At 40.4% G+C, this 26,953-nt stretch carries 22 protein-coding genes; 9 read left to right on the top strand and 13 right to left on the bottom strand.

Translation table 11 applies throughout. The features are described from left to right. Window positions 1-56: 56 nt before the first annotated feature. On the bottom strand, window positions 57-869 hold the full coding sequence (locus tag ACU696_RS10020; RefSeq protein ID WP_004912323.1) for a helix-turn-helix transcriptional regulator: 813 nt from the start codon (window positions 867-869) through the stop codon (window positions 57-59). 101 nt (window positions 870-970) lie between these two features. On the opposite strand from ACU696_RS10020, the gene ACU696_RS10015 reads away from it, so the two are divergent. The 4 genes from ACU696_RS10015 to ACU696_RS10000 all read left to right on the top strand — a co-directional run bounded on the left by ACU696_RS10015 (window position 971) and on the right by ACU696_RS10000 (window position 9,245). Further along, window positions 971-1,891 carry a DMT family transporter gene (locus tag ACU696_RS10015; RefSeq protein WP_109911541.1) on the top strand — a complete coding sequence of 307 codons (921 nt, stop codon included), beginning with the start codon at window positions 971-973 and terminating at the stop codon, window positions 1,889-1,891. A gap of 355 nt (window positions 1,892-2,246) precedes the next feature. After that, window positions 2,247-6,911 (top strand): tetratricopeptide repeat protein, encoded by a 4,665-nt coding sequence (locus tag ACU696_RS10010; RefSeq protein ID WP_447343069.1) that lies wholly within the window; start codon window positions 2,247-2,249, stop codon window positions 6,909-6,911. Between the two features lie 244 nt (window positions 6,912-7,155). Beyond that, on the top strand, window positions 7,156-7,632 hold the full coding sequence (locus ACU696_RS10005) for a hypothetical protein (RefSeq protein ID WP_209102140.1): 477 nt from the start codon (window positions 7,156-7,158) through the stop codon (window positions 7,630-7,632). Window positions 7,633-8,045: 413 nt separating this feature from the next. Further along, window positions 8,046-9,245 carry a hypothetical protein gene (locus tag ACU696_RS10000; RefSeq protein ID WP_209102139.1) on the top strand — a complete coding sequence of 400 codons (1,200 nt, stop codon included), beginning with the start codon at window positions 8,046-8,048 and terminating at the stop codon, window positions 9,243-9,245. A gap of 65 nt (window positions 9,246-9,310) precedes the next feature. On the opposite strand, the gene ACU696_RS09995 is transcribed toward ACU696_RS10000, so the two are convergent. Beyond that, entirely contained in the window at window positions 9,311-10,738 is a 1,428-nt protein-coding gene (locus tag ACU696_RS09995) for a sensor histidine kinase (RefSeq protein ID WP_109911539.1), read from the bottom strand. Then, window positions 10,735-11,403 (bottom strand): transcriptional regulator TctD, encoded by a 669-nt coding sequence (gene tctD, locus ACU696_RS09990; protein ID WP_109911538.1) that lies wholly within the window; start codon window positions 11,401-11,403, stop codon window positions 10,735-10,737. The genes ACU696_RS09995 and tctD overlap by 4 nt, the downstream gene beginning before the upstream one ends. Window positions 11,404-11,714: 311 nt before the next feature. On the opposite strand from tctD, the gene ACU696_RS09985 reads away from it, so the two are divergent. Genes ACU696_RS09985 through ACU696_RS09975 form a run of 3 tightly spaced genes read left to right on the top strand, consistent with a single transcriptional unit; the run spans window position 11,715 to window position 14,649 of the window. Beyond that, entirely contained in the window at window positions 11,715-12,689 is a 975-nt protein-coding gene (locus tag ACU696_RS09985) for a Bug family tripartite tricarboxylate transporter substrate binding protein (RefSeq protein ID WP_004912350.1), read from the top strand. 11 nt (window positions 12,690-12,700) lie between these two features. After that, window positions 12,701-13,132: a tripartite tricarboxylate transporter TctB family protein gene (locus ACU696_RS09980; RefSeq protein ID WP_109911536.1), complete on the top strand. Its 432-nt coding sequence runs from the start codon at window positions 12,701-12,703 to the stop codon at window positions 13,130-13,132. 11 nt (window positions 13,133-13,143) lie between these two features. Beyond that, window positions 13,144-14,649, top strand: coding sequence for a tripartite tricarboxylate transporter permease (locus tag ACU696_RS09975; RefSeq protein ID WP_004912355.1), 1,506 nt, complete (start codon window positions 13,144-13,146; stop codon window positions 14,647-14,649). An 81-nt stretch (window positions 14,650-14,730) separates the two neighbouring features. Here ACU696_RS09975 and ACU696_RS09970 read toward each other — a convergent pair whose 3' ends face one another. Next, on the bottom strand, window positions 14,731-14,994 hold the full coding sequence (locus ACU696_RS09970; protein ID WP_109911535.1) for a hypothetical protein: 264 nt from the start codon (window positions 14,992-14,994) through the stop codon (window positions 14,731-14,733). Between the two features lie 183 nt (window positions 14,995-15,177). Between ACU696_RS09970 and ACU696_RS09965 the strand changes: the two genes are divergently transcribed. Continuing rightward, the gene (locus tag ACU696_RS09965; RefSeq protein WP_109911534.1) at window positions 15,178-15,639 is read left to right on the top strand and encodes a hypothetical protein; all 462 of its coding nucleotides are present in this window, start codon (window positions 15,178-15,180) and stop codon (window positions 15,637-15,639) included. Between the two features lie 55 nt (window positions 15,640-15,694). Here the strand turns inward: ACU696_RS09965 and fabB are convergent, their stop codons facing one another. Continuing rightward, a complete protein-coding gene (fabB, locus tag ACU696_RS09960) occupies window positions 15,695-16,909 on the bottom strand; it encodes a beta-ketoacyl-ACP synthase I (protein ID WP_109911533.1) in 1,215 nt (404 codons plus the stop codon). A 201-nt stretch (window positions 16,910-17,110) separates the two neighbouring features. Between fabB and mnmC the strand changes: the two genes are divergently transcribed. Next, entirely contained in the window at window positions 17,111-19,150 is a 2,040-nt protein-coding gene (gene mnmC / locus ACU696_RS09955) for a bifunctional tRNA (5-methylaminomethyl-2-thiouridine)(34)-methyltransferase MnmD/FAD-dependent 5-carboxymethylaminomethyl-2-thiouridine(34) oxidoreductase MnmC (protein ID WP_209102138.1), read from the top strand. Between the two features lie 4 nt (window positions 19,151-19,154). Here mnmC and ACU696_RS09950 read toward each other — a convergent pair whose 3' ends face one another. The 8 genes from ACU696_RS09950 to hutH all read right to left on the bottom strand — a co-directional run bounded on the left by ACU696_RS09950 (window position 19,155) and on the right by hutH (window position 26,952). Then, a complete protein-coding gene (locus ACU696_RS09950; protein ID WP_109911531.1) occupies window positions 19,155-19,670 on the bottom strand; it encodes a GNAT family N-acetyltransferase in 516 nt (171 codons plus the stop codon). Between the two features lie 72 nt (window positions 19,671-19,742). After that, window positions 19,743-20,015: a YfcL family protein gene (locus ACU696_RS09945; protein WP_004257217.1), complete on the bottom strand. Its 273-nt coding sequence runs from the start codon at window positions 20,013-20,015 to the stop codon at window positions 19,743-19,745. 26 nt (window positions 20,016-20,041) lie between these two features. After that, window positions 20,042-20,590 carry an elongation factor P hydroxylase gene (locus ACU696_RS09940; protein ID WP_209102137.1) on the bottom strand — a complete coding sequence of 183 codons (549 nt, stop codon included), beginning with the start codon at window positions 20,588-20,590 and terminating at the stop codon, window positions 20,042-20,044. A gap of 17 nt (window positions 20,591-20,607) precedes the next feature. Continuing rightward, window positions 20,608-21,411, bottom strand: a complete 804-nt coding sequence (locus ACU696_RS09935; RefSeq protein WP_004912371.1) for a TSUP family transporter — start codon at window positions 21,409-21,411, stop codon at window positions 20,608-20,610. A gap of 177 nt (window positions 21,412-21,588) precedes the next feature. Continuing rightward, window positions 21,589-22,677, bottom strand: coding sequence for a chorismate synthase (gene aroC / locus ACU696_RS09930; protein WP_004912373.1), 1,089 nt, complete (start codon window positions 22,675-22,677; stop codon window positions 21,589-21,591). A gap of 115 nt (window positions 22,678-22,792) precedes the next feature. Continuing rightward, complete coding sequence (gene prmB / locus ACU696_RS09925) at window positions 22,793-23,725, bottom strand: 50S ribosomal protein L3 N(5)-glutamine methyltransferase (RefSeq protein WP_004912375.1); 933 nt, start codon at window positions 23,723-23,725, stop codon at window positions 22,793-22,795. A 213-nt stretch (window positions 23,726-23,938) separates the two neighbouring features. Further along, the gene (locus ACU696_RS09920; protein WP_004912378.1) at window positions 23,939-25,330 is read right to left on the bottom strand and encodes an amino acid permease; all 1,392 of its coding nucleotides are present in this window, start codon (window positions 25,328-25,330) and stop codon (window positions 23,939-23,941) included. Between the two features lie 89 nt (window positions 25,331-25,419). Beyond that, a complete protein-coding gene (gene hutH, locus ACU696_RS09915) occupies window positions 25,420-26,952 on the bottom strand; it encodes a histidine ammonia-lyase (protein WP_109911528.1) in 1,533 nt (510 codons plus the stop codon). Between the last annotated feature and the right edge of the window lies 1 nt (window position 26,953).

Below are 26,953 nucleotides of genomic sequence, written 5' to 3'. Positions count from 1 at the left end.
GTGTGTCGTTATATAGATAAGTGGAGCAATATTTTGCCACGGTTTAAGCCAGATGCCTATGAGAGGTTACCTTCTACTGTAAATTCTTTCGCTCGAAAGCGATCTGGTGTGACACCTGATATTTGTTGGAACATCGCAATAAAGGCGGATGCCGAGCTATATCCGACATCCAATGCAACTTCATGTACACTTTTTCCTTTTTCTAGCCCGGCAACGGCATGTAGGTAGCGTAAACGTTGACGCCATTCACTAAACGACATTCCTAACTCTTGCTGGCAACGCCTTGATAACGTGCGTTCCGATGTATAATAGCGTTTTGCCCATTGTGCTAACGTCGTGTTATCTGCTGGGTCACCTTGTAACTCTAATAAGATGGGAGCAAGAAATTTATCTTTTGAAACAGGCAAATAGGTGTCTTGGCAGGGAGACAATGGAAATTGATCAATAAGCACATGAGCCAAACGCAAGTCTTGCTCTGTTTCGGGCTGAACAATACCGCGTTGATACATGTCCGTCATAATTGATTGAAATATCGGGCTAAGCTTAATCACACACGGCCGTTGAGCCAGCACTTGGTTGTATTCATGAGCAAAATCTATAATTCGAAATTTGACACTTTCTTTATTAAAGCTAGCATGGGGAATATTCGCAGGGATCCAAATGCAAAATTCTGGCGGTGCTAAATAATGTTGACCAGCCACCTCCATTTCCATGATGCCACACACTACATACAGCATTTGACCAAAAGGATGCGAATGGGATTTATACTCAGTGAGGGCGGCAGTTTGCTCATGCCGAAAAGCAACCAATTCAGGCTCTGCGATATTACATTCGCTGATTTGCCAAATGTCTGATTTTAAATTTTCCATGGTACCTGTCTGAAAAGCGTTATCGATTGTCTGGTTATCAGTATATATAAAAAATCGGACAGATGTATACTAGCGCCCATTCAATATGGGAGAGTGTTTTAATGAAAAATCTTCTTTTTCCGCTGATTGCGGTTTTATTATGGTCAATTAATGCCATTGTAAACAAAGCGGCATCAACCGCTATTGACCCTGCGGCAATCTCTTTTTACCGTTGGGCGCTGGCCTTGCTTGTCATGACGCCTTTTGTATTACGTTCTGTGCTTCGAAATTTTAAAATGGTCAGGAAGCATTGGTGGCAACTTGCCATTTTGGGCGCTTTAGGGATGATGCTTTACCAAAGTTTAGCTTATTATGCCGCACACAGCGTGAGCGCTACTTTTATGGGAATTATGAACTCCATGATCCCATTATTAACAGTGATTATTAGTATCTTTGTACTACGCGTTATTCCTACCGTGGGGATTGTGCTAGGTTCAATTCTTTCATTATGTGGGTTAGTGTGGTTAGTGAGCCAAGGAAGCCCAAGCGCATTATTCTCACAAGGCTTAGGCCAAGGGGAAGCCATGATGTTAGTTGCGTCTGCAGCATATGCCCTGTACGGTGTGCTTACTAAGCGTTGGTCAATCCAGTTATCCAGTTGGGACTCACTCTACGTTCAAGTTTTCTTTGGCGTTATCATGCTATTCCCTAATTTCTTATTAGCTGAAGATGTCTCGCTGAACAGCCAAAATATCGGTTTAGTGGTATTTGCTGGTATTGCCGCCTCCATTATGGCTCCTGCATTATGGATCCAAGGAGTTATGCGCCTTGGGGCGAATACAACCTCCATTTTTATGAACCTAGCCCCCGTTTTCACCGCTATTATCGCTATTTTTGCCTTAGGTGAAGAACTCAAAAGTTACCATTTAATCGGTGGTGGCGTGGTTTTACTCGGGGTAATGTTAGCGCAACAATTACGCACGCCACTGACAGAATTATTCCGCCGTGAAAAAAAGGTGGTTCAAGAAGATTCTTGCCAGTAGAATAGAATTACAAAAGCAATAAATGCAATGTCGTCACTCATATGCCCCACTTTGTGGGGCTATGTTTGAAATCCTCTTCATTCTTTCGTTTATTTTCCTTTAATATTTCTCATTATTAATACTTTGTGACATTTTAAAATCACTCAATTCACCTTTAGTTCGCCCATCATTGGTATCATTTATCGGATTACCGTTTTTCAGATGAAGGATAATCCGATTGAATCTTCTGGAATTCCAATTAGACTTAAGCAAAATCAAATACCCCTTTAGGAGTATTAACTCCACTCAATAAGCCGTTATAGCGCGATAAATCTAAATGGATCGTGGCAAGTAACCACTATGATAAGGAATGACAATGGCTAAGCCGTTTAAAGTTGGGTTGTTCGTATTGATAATAATTGCTGTAGCCATTGGCATTTATTTCGTCAATGCCACCAACTCATCTTCTCCCTCACAATTAGGCTATGATTTATATCAACAAGGTGAATCTCAAGCTGCGTTTGAACAATTCCAAAAAACTGCAGAGAAAGACTCACAATCTGCTTTTGCCTTAGCGATGATGTATAAAGACGGTATTGGCACGAAAGCCGATGATGTGGCAGCTCAAAACTGGCTAATTAAAGCGGCGGAATCTAACAATAAAAATGCGTTATATAACCTTGGTTTTTTCCGTTATAAACACCTAATAGAAGACACTTCCACTGATGAAAACGGTTTAACCTCTTTAACTAAAGCCGCTGATCTCGGTGTAAAAGAAGCACAAGAAATGGTTGGAGGTATTTATCTAGCTGATAAATATGAAGAGGTTCCGCAAAATATCGAACTCTCTCGCCAATATTTTACGTTGGCCTCTGACCAAGGCTCAAGATTGGCCAAATTTGCCTTGGATTATATCGCTCATGACATTGAGAATGACAGTAAAAAAGCCGTTGAAATATTAACACCGCTTGTCAGCAACGACTTTCCTTTACCCGCGATGTTACTCGCATCAATTTATGAAGATGGCGGTAACGGCGTACCACCGAACCCATTGCTAGCCAAAAAGTACGAACGCCTCTCTTTTTCCTCCGCACTAGAATACATTTCTGACGCAAGTGAATTAGAACCTGGGGCTTTATCATTGTATGGTTCACAAACAGAAGAAGAAAAACAAAAAGTCATCACTAATTTAGAAGAGCGTGCTAGCCGTGGTGACGAGAACGCTATCTATGTTCTGTACCAAAAATATATGACTGGCGATGGCGTGCGGAGAAATAAAAACCGTGCGATGGCTTATATCCGGCCGCTTGTTGAGGCCAAACAACCTAAAGCCTTGTATTTAAATTACCAAGCCGACAAAGATCGTATTCAGGATTTAACTGATGCCGCCGAAGGCCAATATCCTCCCGCAATGTATCAGGCTTATAAAGTCTATTCAGGCAGTACATTTAGCGACGTTAAGCGTGATGACGCTTTAGCTGAAAAATATCTCACCGCTGCAGCAGACCTTGGTGATTTAGACGCGCTCGTTACCATCAACCAACGAGCGATTTCCAGTTACGAGTTTCCAACCCAAAAACTCAGTAATATTGTCGCTAAATACACACCTATCTTAGTGGAAAAATACCCGAACTCCGCAGAAGCGTTAGTGGTAGCCAGTGATGTTTATAGTGTTAAAGGTAGTCCGTTGTTTTCACCAGAGAAAGCCTTCGCGGCTTTAGAAAAAGCAAATCGCATAGACCCCACTTATGATGCTCAAATGCAATTAGCACGTTATTATATTATTGCATTTGGTACTAAGCAGGATGTGCAAAAAGCGGCTAAGTTACTCATCGACAACCTTAATGCAAACGGTTATCCATCAACCGCTGAGCGCCTATTAGTTCAATTATATTATCGTTATGATATTAAAGCACTTATCGATGAAAAAACAGTTATCGATATCCTCAAAGAGGATGTAATTAAACGCGAAAATTATTCCTTAGCTTATTTATATGCTGATTATCTACTCAAAGAAGATGCAGAAAAAAATAGCGAACAAGCTTTTGATTTGTATGAAAAATCAATTAAACGTAATTTTAACAGCCAAGTTAATTATGCCGCTGCATTATTAAAATACCGACCAACAGAAACCAATAAAATCGCTAATTTGGTTGTCAATGTACTCCATTCGCCTCAAGCACAAGCTGAATTACGCCCACATGAGCTACAAATCGCTCAAGATGTTTTGTTAAAAACTGGTTTAAATCGCGCTGATACAAAAGCAATATTGGTAAAAATGGCGTTATATGATAACCATGCTGAGGCACAAAAATTAATTGAACCACTCATTAATCATGATACCGATATCACCTATTTATATGGGATCAATAAACTGACTCAATTAACTCAAGTTGACACGTTAAGTGATGCTGAAATAAAACCAATATACGATTATATTTTAAAGGCGGCAGAATTAGGCAGTGCATCCGCTTATTTATATATCGCACAAAACCTTGATAGCGTCACTTATCACAATGATAAGGCGTATTATAAATCTCGCTTCCAACAAATTACTGGACTGACTCAAAAAGATTTAATTCCTCAATATAAAAAATGTGCGGCACTTAAAAACAACCGCTGCTTATATGAGTTAGGGGAAATTTACCAAAAAGGTAACTACGGGGAAGATGCTAATTATGATACCGCCCTTTTCTATTACAACCAGATTTCTGATCCTGATTATAGCTTTTTAAAATCGCGTAAACGAGAAATTGAAAAATCCAAAGCCTCGTTTGCCAATATTCAAGTAAAAGCGAAGCAAAATGACCCTGACGCATTACGCACACTGGCCAATGCATATAAATATGGTAATTATGGACAGAAAGTCGATCAGAAAAAATGGCTTGAATATTTAGAGAAAAGTGCAAAATTCAATCAAGAAAGCGCACTTGAAGAGCTCATTGATTATTACCAACAAGATCAATATCTTGATGCCAATAAAGCGAAAATATTAGGTTATTACGACCAATTAGCCGCCCTTGGCAGCAAAGACTATACCCGTAAACTGGCACATCAATATTTAAAAGGTAGCCAGCTTGTTGAGCCTAATCGACAAAAAGCACGTGAGTATTACCTTAAATCAGGTAGTTGGGGCAATGAATTCATCAAGTACATGGATGATTATGAAATTGGCATGAAAACGCTCAATAATAGTCCTTCAGCAAAATACAAAGTAGGTCGAGCTTATTTCTATGGCCAAGGTGTCAAGGAAGATCGTTTTGAAGCGGCTAAATACCTAAAACAAGCGAGTGATGAAGGTAATGACTACGCCATCGCTCTCTATAGTGAGATGCGCTATATGGGCGTGCTAAATGACGAAAAAAACGCTTGGTTAATGGCACCTGATTGGGATGAAGCCATCATTTATTTACGCAAACATTCTAATCCAAAACGGGTTGATGATTATATTGAAGTTTATGAAACCCTGGTTGTTCCTGCCAAAAAAGGCGATACGGCCGCTTATATTAAACTTGGGGATTGGTATAGTTCACGCGGTAGAGATCTTGCGGCGCAAGATTGGTATAAGAAAAGTATCAAGGCTGGCAATTTAGCCGCTTATCAACCGCTTGATTCCGTGACTGAAGATAGCCAAGCAAAACGTCAAAATTATACTGATGGCACAGCGAAAGGTGACCTATTTTCTAAAGTTCAATTAGCCCAAACTTATTTATATGATAGCGAAATTGTTTCTGGCTCTCCTGAATATGATTTAGCCATTCAATATCTACAAGAAGGTATGAAATCAACCGATGAGAAGCTTTCTAATAATGCCTTCAATGCACTGGTGGATTTGTATCGAGATGGGATTAAAGATGAAAAAAGGAAGCTCAACCGCCCCAAAGATGAACAAAAATATTTAGCGTTGCTACTCAGTGAAAAAAACAATCGAACCGGAGCACTGGTGAACTTGTATCACTATTATGTCAATAGTGATAACACTCAAGCCTTAACTTATTTACAACAGGCTTATGATAAAGGCGATTTAGCCGCAACCAAAAAGCTCTATCAAATCTATTACCCCGGTAAATATTGTAGCAATAGCGATAATGTAGATATGGATAAAGCAAGCCGATATTTGAAGGAGTGGATTGAAAAAAGCAATTTCCAGAAAAATACCGACAAACACTATATTCATTACCCAGAAAGTCTTTCTGAAGAGATGGGAACCACCTATTTAAAAGGTGATTGTAATGTTGATAACAATATCGACAAAGCCATCGAATGGTATAAAATTTCGTTATATTACCACCCAACATATGCACTTGACGCAATTTATGAAGCATATGTAGAAAAAGGTGATGCCAAACAAGCCTATTACTACGCATTGCAACTTGATAAAAAACCAAGTTCTATTGAGCTAATGGATAAACTTTCAGCTCAAGATAAACAAGAGATTGAAAAACAAGTTGCCGATGAAAAAGCCTACGAGAAATATGGCCGTTTTGCCGAGCAAATTGAAAAGCAGCGAGTCGAAGCTGAGGCAGGAGACAAAATGTCAGCCTTTGCATTAGGTATCGCCTACGCACGTGGAGAACGTGTCCCCGAAGATACACAAAAGATGATCTACTACTATGAATTAGCAGGAAAAAATGGCTACCCTCGCGCCTATAATATTTTAGGCAATCTTTACCGTAAAGATAATAAACGTGGCATTGAAAAAGACTTCCCGAAAGCGCTTTATTATTTTGATTTAGGTGCGCAACAAAATGACAGTAATACTGCACATTTAGCTGGGGATATGCTCTATTTTGGCCAAGATATGCCAAAAGATTATGTCCGCGCAGCGAAATATTACGATATGACAGACCTTGAACAAGGTAACCACCACGCTATGGCAAAATATAAGCTTGCTTATATGTACTATAATGGCTGGGTAGGTAACAAAACCAAAGAAGATATCCAAAAAGCCCATGACTACCTTGAACTGGGTGCTAAGTACCAAGATAAGGATTCCATGAAAGCTCTCAAAGAGTGGGATTTCAATCTAATTAATAAATAATTGAATTATGAAGGCGCTAATTTCCTTTAGCGCCTTAACCTATCTACAATTATCATTTTTATAACCAGACAAAAACATTTCATAGCACCCATCTATAATATAATTTAAAAAATTATTGGCTAATAATTTAAATTATATTAATCGTATTTTCATATAAAATAAAAATTAGTCCCTCTCCTTTTGTTAGATTATATTAAACCTGTTTACATGCAGGTCTAATAATCATTAACATGGAGTGTTTACTATGAATGCAAACCAAATATCAACTTTAAACAAAAAAGAAAAACCACAAGGTAACATAAACAACCACAATATATCTCAGGAAACTAATCATTCTGCAACCCTATCAATTTTTGAAAAACCATTCAATGACGCATCTCTTTTAGAAAAGATGGTCAAAGATTCCCATGAAAACTTAAAAGAAAACAATAATATTTATATTAAACTACTAAATAAAATTGGCAAACTACAAACTCACGTGAAATATACAAGCGTAGAATGGTTTAATTTACAATATATAGAAACTGAAGTTAGAAGCCTATTAATAAAACAAATGGATAAATTAGATATACTAAATAAATTAAATAATGAATATAAGAAAAGCCCCCAAAACAATACAACTAAAGATTCTTCGATAGGTGATAAAGAACTCATTTTAGAATTAACCAGCCAATTAAAAAAAAATTATCTCAATTTAATGCTACAGAGGTATCGGATTTAGATTTTGCAAGGTTATTAGAGCTAAATGTTCAGGTACGCAACACATTTACTTCAAAAGAACAAAAAACACCTCAAGAAATCGATGACCTTTTAAAATCTATAAATATAGAAGTCAATAATTTTAATAGCGTTTCAGATGATATCGATGTTTTATTCAAAGAATACTTAAAAAAAACAGTCGATATTCAAGATAAAAGATTATCTATTATAGATAAAACGTACCAACTTGAATTAAAAGCAAAACAATTAGCTATAACCCACAGGGATACAACAAATAAAATCAAAGAATTACTAGAAAGCCTAAATAATGAGAACTCTAATTATCATAAAGATGAAAACACTATTAATAAAATAAGTAAATATATTTCAGAACTAAATATTGATAACGCAGAAATTCAATATTTGATTTTAAATATGAAAAAAATAAAAAAACACAAAAACTTAAATCATACCATTGAACACTTTGAAAATTATAAAGAATTCGACAGGAATGCTTTTATCGAAAGCCAATCAAATAATAATAAGTTTAGTTTGCTTACTGAGTCATTAAAATCGTTTGATAGATTTAAAATGAACATTGAATTAACAATAAAAAATCAAATATTAACTTCCGAACTAATACCTCCATTTATTTATGTTGATAAAGACAGACATCATGAAAACATCGAAAATAAATTAGACGAATTATTTAACCTAATTTACCAACGAATTCAAATTGAATTAAAAAATGAAGCGGGTCTATATAAAAATAAACAGATATTCTTATACGAAATAGATAAATCAGAAAACGACATGTCTATCATAAAGGATAATTTATCTAATTATCTCGCTGAAAATACAATACTGAAAAACCCAAAAAAAATCCGTAAAGACATTGAATATTTAATATCTCAGCATTATGATTTACTAATAAAAACAAAGGTTTCCCTGAGACTCATTAATTTAGAATTAAATAATAATTTATATTTATCTTCTCAATCTTCTAGTCCGATGCCTTTCATTATTAATTTTAATGAAGAAGACGTTAATATAGCAATAGAATATGAAAATCTAAATATGAAAGCAGATACTTATATTTCGCAGATTCATAATTTTGTTCCATTAAAATCAGTTTCCTCTGAAACCAGTGAGAGAAATTATTACCAAACGATTAGCGATAAAATAAATGCATTACGAAATACTACTGCTTTAATTGAATCCCTTAATGAAAAGATTGACTTGAAACAAAACCCAGATATGTCAATAGACATTGATAAACGAAATACACTAATAATTCAACAAAAAGATGAAGAAATAAATCTAACAGAATTTATTTATCAGAATTTGGACTATAGCGATAGAAAGTGGTCCCATAGAGACACACTTTCTTTGGTTAAGGAAATATACCAAACTGACTCAAAAATAAGAGAAAAAAAATTACTTATGGAACAAAAAGGAAAAATACACCTACTGGGCATACATAACGGACTTACAAATACTAACGATTATTATAATCTAGCAGATACATTAGTCCGATTCATAGCCGGATTCTCACAACAAATGATAAGCAGTAATTTTAATCCGGAGACTTCAAATAACACACTACCACAGGTGTTAGTACCAATACGAAACTAAGTGCATCAAGTTTTATTATTCTTAAACTTTGTCACTAATGGAACGCCCTAATTAGGGCGTTCTTTTCAGTGTGGCGCTTGGCTTGCTTTAAATGCAATTTTAACCAACAATCCATTAAGTAACTCACTTTTTAATAACTGTGGTTCAGAACCATGATAACTGGCAATATCTTTCACTAAAGCGAGACCTAGTCCTGCACCTTCCTTTCCTAACGCGTTATTTAATCGAGTAAAAGCTTCCATAGAACGGCTAATTTTAGCGTCTGGGATCCCAGGGCCTGAATCTTCGACCTCCAAAACCCAATGAAGATGGTCATCACTGCTGACCACCCGAACGGTGACCACCCCATTTGCAGGGGTATATTTAATAGCATTATCAATTAAATTTGCACACATCTCTGCTAATAAAATAGGTTCACCTTTAATCCATGCTGTTTCCGCGCCTTCATAACCTAAGTCAATATTTTGGCTTTCTGCTTGGGGTAACCGAGTAAAACAAGCCTGGTGAACAATATCCACTAAGTTTATAGCACGATACTGTGTAATGGCTTCTTTCTCATGGGCTTTTAAACGTGATAACTGCAAAAGCCTATCCGTCAAATTGATCGTGTTATCAAGAGTTTTATCGATAGCTTGTAAACTCTGTTGCCGTTGGGTTTCATCCTGACTATTAATCGCAACAGAAACCTGTGTTTTGAGGACAGTTAGTGGCGTTTTAAGTTGGTGAGAGGCATCCGCACTAAACCGTTCTTGCCGTCGAACCATCCGCTTTAGGCGGGAAATATAGCGGTTTAATGCATCAATTAATGGTGATAAATCAGACCACGGCAGCAAATCAGGCAAAGGGGTTAAATCATTAGCGGAACGGCTTAACATTAAATGGGACAATTTTTTTAGCGGTGCCAATAACTTACTAAGTAAAATATAGGCAAGTACCAAAGTTAAAAACACCACAGTACCTTGGCTCATCAGGGCAGAAATTAATAATTGATTAGCAAGATCTTGTCGCGAATAAACTGTTTCCGCCACACGGATTTCAACCATCCCAGTGATACCGCCTTCATTAATCGGTTGATAAAATGCAGCAATACGGATAGGCAAGCCTTTGTACTGCGCATCATAAAAATAAACTAGCGCAGTATAATGCTGTGAGCGCATCCAATACGGGGGAATCGGCGGTAAGTCATCATAACCAGAAATAGTTTCACCACCGGGAGAAATAACTTGATAAAAAATTCGGTCATTATTATTTAGCTCGAAGCTATCAAGCACCACATAAGGCACACTGACTGAGAGGTGCCCATCGACAACTTGCAAGCGCTCCGCGACGGTTCGAGCTGAAGCTAATAATGTGCGGTCATAGGCTAAGTTTGCGGCATTTTTTGCACTGTAGTAGTGCGTATAAACCGAAAAACTCCCCAATAAAATGAGGGGGATACCGAAAAAGAGCAGCAACTGATGAAAGAGAGAGCGTGGATGAGAGACTAATTTCATACACTACACTGCTCTAATCGGTATCCCAATCCGCGTAAGGTATTGATATTAACATCCGAACCAGCAAGTTTTTTTCTAACACGGTGAACATATAACTCAATACTTTGTAAATTGGCTTCATCTGACAACGAAAACACCTGCTCAAATAATTGCATTTTAGAAACAGGGCGCCCTCGTCGATGAAATAAGGTGTTTAACACCGCATATTCTCTTGGCGTCAAGCCAAGTGGTTCTTGTCCTAATAAGAAATAACCGTCCTCATGGTAACTAAGCAAACCAAACTGTTGTGATTCATTCACTTGCCCTTGACTACGTCGCAATAAAGCGCGAAGACGTGCTTCTAATTCCGCAATATCAAAAGGTTTAGTCAGGTAGTCATCAGCCCCTGCATTTAGCCCTTGAACTCGATCGGCCACGTCTGAATTCGCCGTTAATAACAAGACTGGGGTTTCTTGATGACGTTTGCGCATTTGCGCTAATACCTCAAGCCCACTCATTCTCGGAAGTGATACATCTAACACGACTAATTCATAGTGCTCAGTTTGTAATAGCTGGTCTGCTATCGCGCCATCACTAGCAACATCAACTGCAAACCCAGATGACGACAAAGCCTTCTGTAACCATAATGACAATTCGTCATGATCTTCAACCAATAAAATTCTCATTCCGCATACTCATTATAATTATTTATCAGTATACGTTGGCATTCCATTGAATGAATGGAAAGCAAATGTGCGCATATTTACTGTGTTCATCACAACTATTGTTAATAAACACTATTAACGTGATTAATTTAACATTAAGTTAACATAACAAAAAAGCAAAAATACAAAACAATCTGATATATATCACATAAAAATAATAATATTTGTTAATGAAAGGTAAATGAAAGCTTCGTCGGTCAATGATGCCATACCAACAAAACAAGAAGTAAACAATATATACCTCTAATTATTGTCTTAGTAAGGAAAAAAGAATGAAAAAATTCACACTGAAGGCCTTAGCAACAGCAATATTTTTAGTTGGCATCAACCAAGCAAATGCCCTACCTGAGCGCACCGAATGTATTGCTCCCGCCAAACCCGGCGGTGGTTTTGATTTAACCTGTAAATTAGTCCAAGTTTCCCTATTAGAAACCAAAGAAATCGAAAAACCAATGCGAGTGACCTACATGCCTGGCGGTATTGGCGCGGTCGCTTATAACGCCATAGTCGCTCAACGCCCTGCTGAACCCGGCACCATTGTTGCTTTCTCCGGCGGTTCTTTACTCAATCTTGCTCAAGGTAAGTTTGGTCGCTATAACGAAAACGATGTGCGTTGGCTGGCTAGTGTAGGAAGCGATTACGGTATGATTGCCGTGCGTGCAGATTCACCTTATAAGACTCTGAAAGATTTAATGGATACCTTCAAAAAGGATCCGAACAGCATCGTCTTTGGTGCTGGAGGGTCGATTGGTAGCCAAGATTGGATGAAAACGGCCTTGTTAGCCAAAGCCATTGATATTGACCCTCGCAAAATGCGTTACGTAGCTTTTGAAGGGGGCGGTGAAACCTTAACGGCACTACTGGGCAACCATATTCAAGTCCTTTCAGGGGATATCAGCGAAATGACGCCATATATCAATGAAGGTAAAATTCGTATCCTTGCTGTCTACTCAGACAAACGCCTTGAAGATGGTTTATCTGACATCCCAACAGCCAAAGAACAAGGCTATGACATTGTCTGGCCAATCATCCGCGGCTTCTATATGGGCCCCAAAGTGTCTGATGCCGATTATAACCAATGGGTTGAAGCCTTCCAAAAACTGCAACAAACCGACGAATTCAAAAAACAACGCGAACTCCGCGGCTTATTTGAATACAACTTAACCGGGCAAGAACTCGATAGTTATGTCAAAAAAGAAATCGAGCAATACCGTGAACAAGCCCGTGCCTTCGGTTTAGCCAAATAATGGGGTGAACGATGAGCCAACGCATATTTGCCATAGTTTGGCTAATACTGTGTGCTATCGGAATTTATATTGGTTGGGGGATCCAGAGTGAGTTTAGTTATGAACCACTGGGCCCCCGCCCTTTTCCGGTTGTCATACTCTCTTTAATGGCGCTTTGTGCCCTTGCCTTATTATTTGGCAAGCAAGAAGCCGTTGAGTGGCCAAAACCCTATGTATTACGTCGTTTAGTTTTATTAGTCGTTGCACTTGTTATCTATGCATGGGCTTTTGAATGGTTGGGGTTCCCGATTGCCACCAGTTTGCTCACCATTAGTATTGCCCTGCTATTTGGCGCAACACCTATCGCCGCGGTTATTTCCGGCCCCGTCTTAGGTATCTTTCTATTCTATGCCTTTGATAAATGGCTAGATGTAACCTTACCTATTGGTAGCTTGCTTAATTAAGGAACGAAATCATGGAAACTTGGATGTACCTATCACAAGGTTTTGAGGTTGCTCTTGTTCCTCAAAATATCTTGATCGCCTTAATTGGCTGTTTTATCGGTACTATCGTTGGGATGCTTCCCGGCCTCGGCCCAATTAATGGTGTCGCTATTTTGCTACCGCTGGCCTTTGCACTTAAATTACCGGCCGAGTCTGCATTAATCTTACTCGCCACGGTTTATTTAGGTTGTGAATATGGTGGACGTATCTCATCCATATTACTCAATGTCCCTGGTGATGCCGCTGCAATCATGACCACGCTAGATGGTTACCCAATGGCAAAACAAGGTAAAGGTGGTGTTGCACTGTCAATTTCTGCAGTGAGTTCATTCCTTGGCTCAACGATTGCGATTGTGGGTATTATTTTATTTGCTCCTTTATTAGCGCAATGGTCTTTGGCTTTCGGGCCTGCTGAGTATTTCGCTTTGATGGTTTTTGCTATTGCCTGTTTGGGCAGTATGATGAGCCAAAACCCAATCAAATCACTATTGGCGGCATTAATTGGCTTATCACTTGCTACTGTGGGCGTAGATGCCAACTCTGGGGAATATCGTTTTACCTTTGATAGCGTACATTTATCGGATGGCGTGCAATTTATCGTCGTGGTTATTGGTTTGTTCTCTGTTAGCGAAATTTTATTGATGCTCGAAGGCACGGCAACAGGACAAGGGCTGATCCGTAAAACAGGCAGAATGCTGTTTAATCGCAAAGAGGCCAAAGCGTGTGCTGGCCCTGCTTTACGCTCCTCTTTTATTGGGTTCTTTGTTGGCGTCTTACCAGGTGCCGGCGCCACCATTGCCAGTGCCATAACCTATATGACTGAAAAGAAAATCAGTGGCGAAAAAGGCGATTTTGGTAATGGCGATGTTCGCGGTGTCGCTGCACCAGAAGCAGCCAATAATGCCTCTGCCTGTGGCTCATTTATCCCAATGTTAACCCTTGGCGTTCCGGGGTCGGGGACAACTGCAGTAATGATGGGGGCGCTAACGCTCTATAATATCACCCCAGGCCCAGGTATGTTTACTGAGCAACCTGATATTGTGTGGGGGTTAATTGCGGCTTTATTAATTGCTAACGTAGTTCTGCTCATCATGAATATTCCATTAATTGGCTTATTCACGCGTATGCTAACGGTTCCGCTGTGGTTTTTAGTCCCTGCTATTGCTTGCATTTCTGCTGTCGGGGTATATGCCGTTCACAGTACGACATTTGATTTGTTACTCATGATGGGGCTTGGCGTATTTGGGTTTATTCTACGAAAAATGAACTTCCCATTGTCGCCATTAATCTTAGGGTTTGTATTAGGTGAAATGCTAGAACAAAACTTACGCCGTTCATTATCCATCAGTAATGGAAATTTCGATATTCTTTGGAGCAGTACGATTTCTCAAAGTTTATTAACACTGGCGGTATTAGTGCTAATTCTTCCACCTATTGTAAAACGCATTCGTAAACGTAAACATTCCACTATTTCATAATTCACGGTTGTTCATACGATATCTGTTGTTCATACAACCTCTGTAACACTTTGCCCCAGTGTGATTTTGGGGCATTTTTTATTAATAAATAGGGAGCTTTATATAACTTAATAAAACTACTGATTTATCATGAGCTCCTGCGCCATAATAGACATGTTTTGATTGCAAACTAGTGGTTGTGTTCGTTCTCTTTTGGTCATAACTATGCAGTGGAAATATTTTTTCAGTATTATGTATTTTACTAATCATCCCACTAAATTTACTGCGGATATAACGAGATAATGCCTTGCCTAAAATTTTAAAATCCTGCATCCAAATAGCCGCATGAAACCTTGTTACACTCATATAATTTCCTCTATTCAACTAAAAATTGAGCTAATATCATGTCACTGTTTTGGATAAAAAAATTTAATAAAATGATGTATATTCACTCAGTCATTAATAAATCATTGATTAAGATAATGACGATATATTGAATAGCGTCAATCAATTATTTTAGTCATCTCATTTATTAAAACATAAAACACAATGTTCGATAGATTACTTTTCGCCCTTTTTAATATCCAGCCGAAACCGTTAGCGTATACGCGTACCATTGATGTCTATGGCGACCGTTACACCATTCATAGCCAAAAACCCGTAACTATCACGGAAAAAGACAGCGGTTATATCCAAATAAAAGCGCTGGGTAAAATGCATATTTTTTGTGGTAAAATGCTGCATATCAGCGTAAAGAAAAATACCACTTTGGTGACTATTGGTTGGTCGAAAGGCAAAAGTCAAATATTTGAAGTGCGTAAAAATGTGAAAGAAACTGCATATCGAGTGAATTCAAATAATTCGAGTTCAAGCTACAAGCCCCCTTATTATGACAGCGCATCCAGTGATGATAACCACCGCTCAAGTAGCCATTATTGTTCTAATGATAACTCAAGTTCTGATTGTTCATCATCCGATTCAGGGGGAGGTGATGGCGGAGGTAGTGATTAAACAAAAAAACGAGAACCGAAGTTCTCGTTTATTCAATTAGTTAATCTGATACAAATTATGCTTTGTATTTGCTCATCACTAATGTGGCGTTAGTTCCACCGAAACCGAAACTGTTAGACATGACTGTTTCCAGCGCTTGCTCCGTTGGTTTAGTCACGATATTCAGGCCCGCTGCTTTCTCATCTAGATTTTCGACGTTAATGCTTGGTGCAATAAAGCCGTGTTCTAACATCAGCAAGCTGTAAATTGCTTCGTGGACACCCGCAGCACCTAATGAGTGACCGCTCATCGCTTTCGTTGCAGAAATTGCAGGAGAGTTAGCACCAAACACTTCCTGGATAGCTTCTAACTCTTTGGTGTCACCCACTGGCGTTGATGTACCGTGTGTATTGATATAATCAATTTTATCGACACCTTGCATTGCCATTTGCATACAGCGCACAGCACCTTCTCCTGATGGCGCAACCATGTCTGCACCGTCAGATGTAGCACCATAGCCAACGATTTCAGCATAGATATGCGCACCACGTGCTAACGCATGCTCTAACTCTTCAACGACGACGATACCGCCACCACCTGCGATAACGAAACCATCACGGTCTTTATCGTAAGTTCTTGATGCTTTGTCTGGCGTTTCATTATACTTTGTGGACAATGCGCCCATCGCATCAAACTCACAGGTCATTTCCCAGCTCAGTTCTTCACCACCACCCGCAAAAACCACATCCTGTTTGCCTAATTGGATCAATTCAACGGCATGGCCGATGCAGTGCGCTGATGTTGAACAAGCAGAACTAATTGAGTAGTTTACGCCTTTGATTTTAAACGGTGTTGCTAAACAAGCAGAAATACCCGATGCCATTGCACGAGTCACCATATATGGGCCTACACCACGTAAACCTTTAGCACGCATACCGTCAGAACCCGCAACTTGATTACGTGGAGAACCACCACCGGAACCAACAACGATACCTGTACGTAAATTTGAAACTTGTTCTTCTGTTAAACCTGAATCCGCAACCGCTTGTTCCATTGATAAATAAGCATAGGCGGAGCAATCACTCATAAAACGGAAAATTTTACGGTCGATTAAGTCTTTCGGGTCTAAATTTTTGACATTACCCCAGACATGGCTACGTAGCCCTGCCTCTTTGAATTCTTCTGAGAAAGTGATCCCGGAACGACCTTCCTTCAAAGAAGCCAGTACTTCTTCCTGGTTATTACCAAGGCTGGAAACAATACCTAGACCAGTGATGACTGCACGCTTCATTCGTTACCTCATGACTATAATTATATGATTGCGGGATTACAGGTTGTCACTTTAGCTTACACTTGTACGCTGAACAAGTCCGATCAGGGTAAATATTTGTATTTTTTTCTTTGTGACGGGAATGAGTCTTTTTTATGACGGTAGCCTTACACCGATATCAGCGGTAAAATTTAGGAATTATATAAACAATGTAGGCTTATCGTGAAAAAGAACGCTGTACAAACCGCACGCCTAAGTTGGAATGACGAAGGCACTCCTATGTCTGAACAGTTTGCAGATATCTATTTTTCTAACCAAAATGGCTTAGAAGAAGCTCGCCATGTTTTTTTGCAAGGAAATCATTTTCCTGACCGCTTTGCGACGCACCCTCTTGCAACCTGTGTGATTGCCGAAACAGGGTTTGGTACGGGTTTGAATTTTTTAGCATTGTGGCAATCTTTTAAGCAGTTTAAAACCGAAAACCCAAACGCAACATTACAGCAATTACATTTCATCAGTTTCGAAAAATACCCTTTAACAAAAACAGATTTAATCGCTGCACATCGCTGCTGGCCTGAACTTGCTAGTTTATCGCAAATCCTTTGTGAAAGTTGGCCACAAGCCTTACCGGGTAATCAGCGGATCATTTTAGAAAATGGCCATATCATATTAGATTTATGGTTTGGCGATGTTAATGAGCAAATATCTTTACTAAAAAGCAATTTAAACAATAAGATAGATGCTTGGTTTTTAGATGGTTTCGCACCCTCAAAAAATCCCGAAATGTGGAGTGAACAGCTGTTCACTAACATGGCAACATTAGCTCGCCTTAATGGGACTTTTGCGACATTTACCGTGGCAGGTGCGGTCAAGAGAGGCCTGCAACAAGCTGGTTTCACCCTTAAAAAAGTCAAAGGCTTTGGTAACAAGCGAGAAATGTTAACCGGAGTATTAGCTGAAAAAGAAATTAATATCCCAACCCCTTGGTTCGCAAGACGAAAAGCAGACAACCCAACGGATGTTGCTATCATTGGCGGTGGGCTCGCCAGTTTAACGGCAGCCTACGCACTTCATAAGCGCGGTGCTAAAGTCACCTTATACTGCCAAGATGCCCAAGTTGCACAAAATGCTTCAGGCAATCGCCAAGGGGCTATTTATCCCTTACTCACAGGCAATAACGATCCACTTGAGCGCTTTTTTGTCAGCGCTTTCCCTTTTGCTTCTCGCTTTTACCATCAATTGGCGAAACAGGGGATCGTATTTGAGGGGCAATGGTGCGGTGTCAGCCAATTAGCGTATAACGACAAAGTAGCTCGTAAAATAGCGGGAATGTTAGAAACTGAGTGGCCTGACGATTTTGCTATTGGTAAGAATCGTCTACAACTGAGTGATATTTGCGGTGTTGATGTCAACCATGATGGCATTCATTATGCGTCTGGAGGATGGCTTTGCCCTGCCCAATTTTGTGAGAGTTTGCAGCAATATTTGCAGCAGAAAGGCGTTACCTTCTGTTTTGAACATAATGTGGTGGAATTAAAACAAACTGAACAAGATTGGCAATTATTGATTGAAACAGCGCCGCAAAACGAGCTAACACGTGTTCACTCAACTGTCATTATTGCCAATGGGCACAAACTGCGCCAATTTGCTCAAACCATCAATTTACCTATCTCACCTGTGCGTGGGCAAGTGAGCCACATTCCTACCAATCACACCCTACAACAACTGAAAAATGTTCTGTGCTTTGAAGGGTATTTAACCCCTGCCGATACCTCTGGTACACAACATTGCTTAGGCGCTAGCTACCAACGTGAGCGACTTGATTTAGATTATAGTGAGGAAGAGCAACAAGGAAACCGCCAAAAACTGATTGATAACCTACCTGATGTAACTTGGCCTAGGGATATCGACATCTCGCAACAACATTCACGCCAAGGTATTCGTTGTGTTATTCGCGACCACTTTCCCTTATTAGGCAATGTGCCTGATTTTGAACAACATCTGGCGCATTACCATGATTTACCCAGCAAAATTGCCAAAGAGCAGCCTATTGCACTAGCGCCTGTGCACCCAAATTTATTTATTTTTGGGGCATTAGGGTCAAGAGGGTTATCCACTGCCCCCCTTTGTGCGGAATTGCTGGCTGCTCAAATTTTTGGACAAATACTCCCGCTCGACGATGAAACCCTTGCAGAATTGAACCCAAACCGTTTTTGGGTAAGGAAATTATTATTAGGTCGCCCTATTAAACTCCCTTATTAATACCTTATGTTAATGAGATAGCCATTGCACAACGGTCTTCAGCGGCAAACCCCGCCTCGACTTCAGACTGTAAAATAGCCTGTAACTCGGTGGTTAACTCATTAATTGCAAGAATTTTAAAACCTAAGCGTTGGTAATAAGGTGCATTCCAAGGCACATCACGGCAAGTGGTCAATGTCACTACCGTGATATTCCGTGCCAAAGCGGCATCAAGAACCTGCTTAATCAGCTTTTTACCCAAACCCTGCCCTTGCCATTGCTGGCAGACAGAAACCTCACAAATATGTAGGCTAGTATGATGATCTTCAGCATTGATAAAACCAATTGGTTCATCGCAATCATTCACCGCAACCCATTCTAATTGCTCGGAAATAAAATCGAGGTGGTCTTGCTCTGTTTGCCCATCACCTTCGGCAAGCCATTGATATTTTTCGATACTCGTGAATGTCTGCCCTGCAGAAATTTCTACGGCAGGAAGATGTTTGGCATCGAAGGGGGTTGCTAAACGAATATTCGCCATAATTTTTACTCACAACAAAATTTAGCTAACAAAAAAGCGGGTTTCCCCGCTTTCAATGTATAACATTACAAATTAAATTGCGTTATTTAATAAGTTTTTCCACATATCTAATACCAGTACTTGGTCTGGTGGTGTCAATTCGCCAGCTTTGATGGCATTTTGAATACTGACTTCGACACGTTGATATAATGCTTCAGAGCTGGTTTCGTTTTCTTCTTCCAGCTCAGCCACAGCAAGGGTTAAGTGACCACGCAAATAGCCGCCAGCGAAGAGTTCATCATCACTCGCGTGCTCAACCATATCATCAATCTTCGTTAGTATGCGTGTTTCTAAATCCGCAAGCATGCTTAATCCTTACTTAAATGTGTTCATTAGGCAAAAATATCTTCCGGATAAGGAAAAGCTTCTGCACAAAGAGGTGGCGTATTGTAAAACAATTGTAACGCATTAATAAAGCGTAATGGGCGTTCAGGGATACCATTTTCTAAATAAAGCATCACTTGCGCATGAACTTTGCGCATAAACGCAATGCGGTCAGGCTCAAAATCCCCTTCTAAGTTGTCACAACTGACATTAAATGGAATGCCAACAGCAACACAAAACAGCCAATCTAGCGCTTGAGGTTTAATCTCTACCACTTCAAACTCACACTGTGTTTTTTCATCTCGACCGTCTGGGCAATACCAATAGCCGTAATCGACTTGCTGGCGCCTTGCTTCCCCTGCGATACACCAATGTGTGATTTCATGCAGCGCACTGGTGAAAAAACCGTGTGCAAATACGATACGGTGATAAGGCACAGCCTCATCAGCAGGTAAATAAATGGGTTCATCATCCCCTTTTACCAGCCTGGTGTTATATGTCACACCAAAACATTCATCAAAGATATTGATTAGATCCTGATAATTATGTGTACTCATGAATAATTTAAATCATCTTAAAATAATGAGAGAAACCAAGCTTTAATCACGTCACCATGGCTATCATGGAGTAACTTAATACTCATCAGTAACGAAATCACCACGATCATTGGCCTGATCAGTTTTTGTCCTTTGGTTAAGACCAAACGCGCACCTAAACGAGCGCCAACCATTTGGCCGATTAGCATAACAAAACCTAAGGCCCAAAGAACATGACCCCCGATAATAAAGAATACTAAAGAGCCAAAATTAGAGGCAAAATTAAGTAACTTCGCGTGGGCGGTGGCTTTAGCAAGATTATAGCCGAGCAGCAGAACATAGCCTAACGCCAAAAATGAACCGGTTCCGGGGCCAAATGCACCATCATAAAAACCCAGTGTCATCCCAATTGCCACCCCGAAAAATGGCATGCTGATACGTTGTTGGCGGTCTTGCACACCGATTGATGGCGTTAATAAAAAGTATAAACCGACACAAATCACCAAGATAGGCAACAGTTGTTTTAAGAACGCGGTATCAATCATTTGAATGACAATCGCACCCAACATGGCACCAATCATGGTCATAATGAACGGAAACAATTGTTCTCGTAAATCTATGGCTTTGCGCCTGACAAAATAGAGTGTTGAAGAAAACGAACCGCCAACAGCTTGCAATTTATTGGTTGCTAACGCTTCAACTGGTGTGATTCCCACGGATAACAGAGCTGGGATCGTTAATAGCCCACCACCACCCGCGATGGAGTCAATAAACCCTGCAAATAGCGCAACAAAGAAGAGTAAAGCGTAAACTTCAGGAGCAACGGCTGTTAGCCAATCCATTTTACTATCCAAAGAGAAGAAATATCATGATGTTGATGTGAATATATCGCCAAACAGCTTTGGTAATATCACAACCTAGATGAGGTATTTTTAGGAGGCTTCATCCGAACCTTCATCATCAACAAAGCGACCTACTAGGCCGCTTTGTTGTCACTACATAAAACACAGTAAAACCGATTATTCAAACGGTTTCATTGCTGGCGTTACATCCGAGCACTGACCACGATGACGTAAATAGTGGTCCATTAGAACAATCGCCATCATTGCTTCTGCTATCGGCACTGCACGAATTCCCACACAAGGGTCATGACGCCCTTTGGTGATCATTTCAACTTCTTCGCCATCACGGTTGAGTGTTTTACCTGAAACGGTAATACTGGATGTCGGTTTTAACGCAATATGCGCAATAATAGGCTGGCTACTGCTAATACCGCCTAAGATACCGCCTGCATGGTTTGATGTGAAACCATTACGGGTAATTTCATCACGGTTTTCACTGCCTTTGAGCGCAATAACACCGAAGCCATCACCAATTTCCACACCTTTCACTGCGTTAATACTCATCAACGCGTGAGCGAGATCGGCATCTAAACGGTCAAATACCGGCTCACCTAAGCCCGCAGGCACATGCTCTGCAATAACGGTAATTTTAGCGCCAATCGAATCACCTTCTTTCTTTAAACCGCGCAATAACTCATCAAGAGCCTCTAATTTGCTAGGATCTGGACAAAAGAATGGATTTTCTTCGACAATTGACCAGTCTTTAATTTCACATGCGACTGATCCCATTTGTGTTAAGCATCCATGAATTTGCACGCCAAGCTTTTCTTGTAAATACTTTTTCGCAATCGCACCTGCTGCAACACGCATTGCCGTTTCACGTGCTGATGAGCGACCACCACCACGATAATCACGCTGACCATACTTTTGTTCATATGTGTAATCTGCATGGCCGGGCCTAAACACGTCTTTGATTGCACCATAATCTTGCGAACGTTGGTCAGTGTTTTCAATGAGTAAGCCAATGCTAGTTCCGGTTGTCACACCATTAAAGACACCCGATAAAATCTTCACTTGATCAGGTTCACGGCGCGCAGTCGTATAACGTGATGTTCCCGGGCGACGACGGTCTAAATCTTTTTGTAAATCGGCTTCTGTCAATGCTAAACCTGGGGGAACCCCATCGACGATGCAACCTAATGCAACGCCATGTGATTCACCAAACGTGGTCACACGAAACAGTTGCCCAATTGAATTTCCTGCCATCGGAGTTTCCTATTCTAAGCCATTCTTGTTTTATCAAGAATTTTGGTTGTTAATTATTATATCGTTGTGTCGTTATTATTGATTACATGATCTTAGAACATCACGCAACTGTTGATTAATCGATATAAAGCTCAAAATGTGCGTGATGCTCAACAAGTTGTTCACGAGTTAACATAAACACACCATCACCGCCGTATTCAAAGTCCAGCCAAATAAATGGAATTTCAGGATATTGTTCAATCAGATGAACCATGCTGTTACCCACTTCACACACTAACACCCCTTCTTCCGTCAGAAAACGCGGTGCATTCGCTAAAATACGACGCACCAGTTTCAAACCATCACTTCCGGCAGCAAGTGCTAATTCAGGTTCGACACGAAACTCTTCTGGTAAATCGTCCATATCTTCCGCATCAACATACGGTGGATTTGTCACGATCAGGTCATATTTGACCTCTGGCATATCACGGAATAAGTCAGAGCGAATCGGTATCACCCGGTGATCTAAACCATGATTAGCAATATTTTGCTCAGCAACGCTTAGCACATCACTTGAAATATCAACCGCATCGACTTCTGCATCAGGGAATTCATAAGCACAAGCAATCGCAATACAACCACTTCCGGTACATAAATCAAGAATAGTTTGAGGTTCATCCGCCACTAAGCCAACAAAGTGATTATTGATTAATTCACCAATTGGCGAGCGAGGGATAAGCACTCGTTCATCAACATAAAATTCATGGCCACAGAACCATGAGCGATTAGTCAGATATGCAACCGGAATACGATCATTAATACGTCGCAAGACACGCTCAATAATGCGGTGGCGTTCTGTTGGCGTTAAGCGGGATGTTAATAGCTCATCGGGCAGGTCTAGAGGCAAGTAAAGTGTTGGTAACACCAATTGTAGCGCCTCATCCCATGGGTTATCTGTACCGTGACCATAGTACACATTGGCAGCATTAAAGCGGCTCATTGTCCAACGTAAAATATCTTGAATGGTATGAAGTTCTGCAACGGCTTCATCAACGAAAATCTTTTCCAAGAAGGGGTTCTCCAGCCTGTATTTTGAAAGGGAATATATGAATAGCTAAAGTTTGCCACGAAGTGAAAGACAAATCAGCAGATTAATGTAATAAAATTTGCTGAGGAAATCTGGTTATCGCGCTTATTGAAGCATCTTTGGTCGTAAAAACGCCCTTTATTTTAGCTAAAGGGCGTGAAGAAAAATAACCAGTTCAGTAAAGAAGTCACGATACTAACTTTCGTTTTGCAGTACCACTTCCGCCTCTTTCGCTGGCTTTTTTACCCAAAGTGCATAGGCGATAGTCAGCAATACTAACCAAACAACGCCGACATATAATGCAATTCGTGTCGATTCAAAATATCCCAAAACACCAAAAACAAATACCATAAATGCGATGGCTAAAATAGGAGCAACTGGCCACATAGGTACAGGAAATTTTAATTGGCTAATTTCTTCTGGCGACATTTTTTTGCGCATTGCAAACTGCGACAGTAAGATCATCAACCATACCCAAATCGTTGCAAACGTCGCAATTGACGCAATCACCACAAACACATCATCAGGGATGACATAGTTCAATACCACACCCACCAGCAATACCGCGACCATCACTAATACCGTCATCCAAGGCACACCATTTTTTGTCAGCTTAGTAAAGGCTTTCGGTGCTTGTCCTTCATGTGCCATGCCATACATCATACGCCCAGCACCAAAGATATCGCTGTTAATTGCCGAAATTGCCGCAGTGATCACCACAATATTTAAGATATTCGCTGCAGATTGAATACCTAAGCTATCGAAAATTTGCACAAACGGGCTACCTTGCTGCCCAATTTGGTTCCATGGGTAAATGCACATCAAGACAAATAAAGTCAGGACATAAAACAGTAAGATACGAATTGGCACGGCATTAATCGCTCTTGGAATCGTGGTTTCAGGGTTTTTCGCTTCACTCGCTGTAATGCCAATAACTTCAATTCCCCCGAACGCAAACATCACCACGGCAAAGGACGCAATCACCCCACCAATACCATTTGGCATAAACCCATCGTGAATAAATAAGTTTGATACCCCAACCGCATGATCAGCCGCTTGGCCAAAACCAAACATCATAATAGCGGCACCACCAACAATCATCGCAATAATCGCGATAACTTTAATGATTGACAGCCAAAATTCCATTTCGCCGAAAGTTTTCACATGGCATAAGTTTATTGCACCAATAAAGAAAATAATGCTCAATACCCAGATCCACTGCGCAACCTCAGGAAACCACAGTTTCATATACACACCAAATGCTGTCACGTCCGCCAAGCAAACAATGAGCATTTCAAAAACATAAGTCCAACCCGCAAAAAAACCGGCTCTAGCCCCTAAATAATGGCTAGCGTACTGTGAGAACGATCCCGCAAGTGGCCGGTGGACGGCCATTTCACCCAGTGCTCTCATGACCATAAATACAGCGGCACCGCCGATAATATAAGCGAGTAATACCGCAGGCCCAGCGGTTTCTATTGCTTTAGCTGAACCATAAAATAAACCTGTACCAATCGCAGAACCTAAAGCCATAAATCGAATGTGACGCGCAGAAAGCCCTCGCGCAAGTTGTGATGTGCTTTGCATGATTTATCCTTCGTATTATTTTATTGTCGTGCAGATAAATACTTCAGGTGGCCAGTACATTGCCGACCACCTTTTATTTGCTTGATAAACTAGTTAGGGAAAACAGCGCCAGCCTTGAACAGCGCAGACAGTTTATATTGGTTAATTAAATTAATTGCCGCTTCAATATCAGGGGCAAAATAACGGTCTTTATCATAGTAAGCCACTTGGTCACGCAGTGTTTTACGTGCCTTCTCCAAGGTTTCACTCGACTTCAAACCTTCACGGAAATCCATTCCCTGACACGCTGAAAGCCATTCAATAGCTAAAATACCCGTGACATTTTTTGCCATTTCCCATAAACGACGACCCGCCGCAGGCGCCATCGATACGTGGTCTTCTTGGTTGGCTGATGTCGGCAGGCTATCAACACTCGAAGGGTGGGCTAATGCTTTGTTTTCACTCGCTAATGCAGCCGCAGTGACTTGAGCTATCATAAATCCTGAGTTAACCCCTCCGTTATTCACTAAGAAAGGTGGCAACTGTGACATATGGGTATCCATCAGTAATGCAATGCGACGTTCGGATAACGCACCGATTTCTGCTAATGCCAGCGCAATATTATCGGCTGCCATAGCAACAGGTTCTGCATGGAAGTTACCGCCTGAAATAATATCGCCATTATCGGTAAAGACTAACGGGTTATCCGACACAGCATTCGATTCAATTAATATCACTTCAGCAGCTTGGCGAATTTGGGTTAAACAAGCGCCCATCACTTGCGGCTGACAACGTAATGAATAGGGGTCTTGCACTTTCACACAGTTTTCATGGGACTTCGCCAATTCACTGGTCGGTGATAAAACATCACGGAACATCGCCGCAACATCAATTTGCCCTTTTTGTCCTCGAACTTCTTGAACTCGAGCATCGAAGGGTTTGCGAGAGCCCAGTGTGGCTTCAACACTCAGCGCACCACAAACAATGCCAGATAGCAGCAATTTTTCTGCCTCAAATAACCCTTTCAACGCGAAAGCCGTCGATGTTTGCGTGCCGTTTAATAAGGCTAAACCTTCTTTGGCTTCCAATTTTAGAGGTGCTAACCCCGCTTTTTCTAACGCTTTTTTCGCTGAAATCCATTTGCCTTCATAACGCGCCTTTCCTTCGCCTAACAGAATTAAACTCATATGAGCCAATGGTGCTAAGTCGCCAGAAGCCCCCACTGACCCCTTCGCAGGAATAAATGGATAAACTTGCGCATTCACTAATGCGATCAAGGCATTAATAACTTCAAGGCGGATCCCTGAAAAACCACGAGCTAAGCTATTAATTTTGAGTACCATGATTAAGCGCACGAGGTCATCATCTAACGGTTCACCCACACCAGCAGCGTGAGACATCACAATAGATCGTTGTAATGATTGCAAATCTTTAGTCGCAATACGCGTATTAGCAAGTAAACCAAAGCCGGTATTGATACCATAAGCGGTTCTATCTTCTTCAATAATTTTATTGACCGTCGCAACACTTTTCTCGATAGCACCGTGAGCGCGTTTATCTAATGCCACTGTTACCGATTGTTGGAAAACAATACGCAGGTCTTCGAGTGTCATTTTTCCTGGGTGAATAGTTAACTTAGTCATT

The sequence above is a fragment of the Providencia sp. PROV_01 genome, from assembly GCF_053098325.1.
The sequence above is the reverse complement of the archived record's forward strand: the minus strand, read 5'-3'. Positions and strand labels throughout refer to the sequence as shown.

Bases quoted from the DNA above. Each gene is read 5' to 3' on its own strand.
- ACU696_RS10005 (WP_209102140.1), top strand. From the start codon at position 7,156: ATGAATGCAAACCAAATATCAACTTTAAACAAAAAAGAAAAACCACAA.
- ACU696_RS09985 (WP_004912350.1), top strand. From the start codon at position 11,715: ATGAAAAAATTCACACTGAAGGCCTTAGCAACAGCAATATTTTTAGTT.
- ACU696_RS09935 (WP_004912371.1), bottom strand. From the start codon at position 21,411: ATGGATTGGCTAACAGCCGTTGCTCCTGAAGTTTACGCTTTACTCTTC.
- ACU696_RS09950 (WP_109911531.1), bottom strand. From the start codon at position 19,670: ATGGCGAATATTCGTTTAGCAACCCCCTTCGATGCCAAACATCTTCCT.
- ACU696_RS10020 (WP_004912323.1), bottom strand. From the start codon at position 869: ATGGAAAATTTAAAATCAGACATTTGGCAAATCAGCGAATGTAATATC.
- ACU696_RS10000 (WP_209102139.1), top strand. From the start codon at position 8,046: ATGAAAAAAATAAAAAAACACAAAAACTTAAATCATACCATTGAACAC.
- ACU696_RS09940 (WP_209102137.1), bottom strand. From the start codon at position 20,590: ATGAGTACACATAATTATCAGGATCTAATCAATATCTTTGATGAATGT.
- ACU696_RS09995 (WP_109911539.1), bottom strand. From the start codon at position 10,738: ATGAAATTAGTCTCTCATCCACGCTCTCTCTTTCATCAGTTGCTGCTC.
- ACU696_RS09970 (WP_109911535.1), bottom strand. From the start codon at position 14,994: ATGAGTGTAACAAGGTTTCATGCGGCTATTTGGATGCAGGATTTTAAA.
- ACU696_RS10015 (WP_109911541.1), top strand. From the start codon at position 971: ATGAAAAATCTTCTTTTTCCGCTGATTGCGGTTTTATTATGGTCAATT.
- aroC (WP_004912373.1), bottom strand. From the start codon at position 22,677: ATGGCAGGAAATTCAATTGGGCAACTGTTTCGTGTGACCACGTTTGGT.
- ACU696_RS09945 (WP_004257217.1), bottom strand. From the start codon at position 20,015: ATGCTTGCGGATTTAGAAACACGCATACTAACGAAGATTGATGATATG.
- ACU696_RS09920 (WP_004912378.1), bottom strand. From the start codon at position 25,330: ATGCAAAGCACATCACAACTTGCGCGAGGGCTTTCTGCGCGTCACATT.
- fabB (WP_109911533.1), bottom strand. From the start codon at position 16,909: ATGAAGCGTGCAGTCATCACTGGTCTAGGTATTGTTTCCAGCCTTGGT.
- ACU696_RS10010 (WP_447343069.1), top strand. From the start codon at position 2,247: ATGGCTAAGCCGTTTAAAGTTGGGTTGTTCGTATTGATAATAATTGCT.
- ACU696_RS09980 (WP_109911536.1), top strand. From the start codon at position 12,701: ATGAGCCAACGCATATTTGCCATAGTTTGGCTAATACTGTGTGCTATC.
- ACU696_RS09975 (WP_004912355.1), top strand. From the start codon at position 13,144: ATGGAAACTTGGATGTACCTATCACAAGGTTTTGAGGTTGCTCTTGTT.
- hutH (WP_109911528.1), bottom strand. From the start codon at position 26,952: ATGACTAAGTTAACTATTCACCCAGGAAAAATGACACTCGAAGACCTG.
- ACU696_RS09965 (WP_109911534.1), top strand. From the start codon at position 15,178: ATGTTCGATAGATTACTTTTCGCCCTTTTTAATATCCAGCCGAAACCG.
- tctD (WP_109911538.1), bottom strand. From the start codon at position 11,403: ATGAGAATTTTATTGGTTGAAGATCATGACGAATTGTCATTATGGTTA.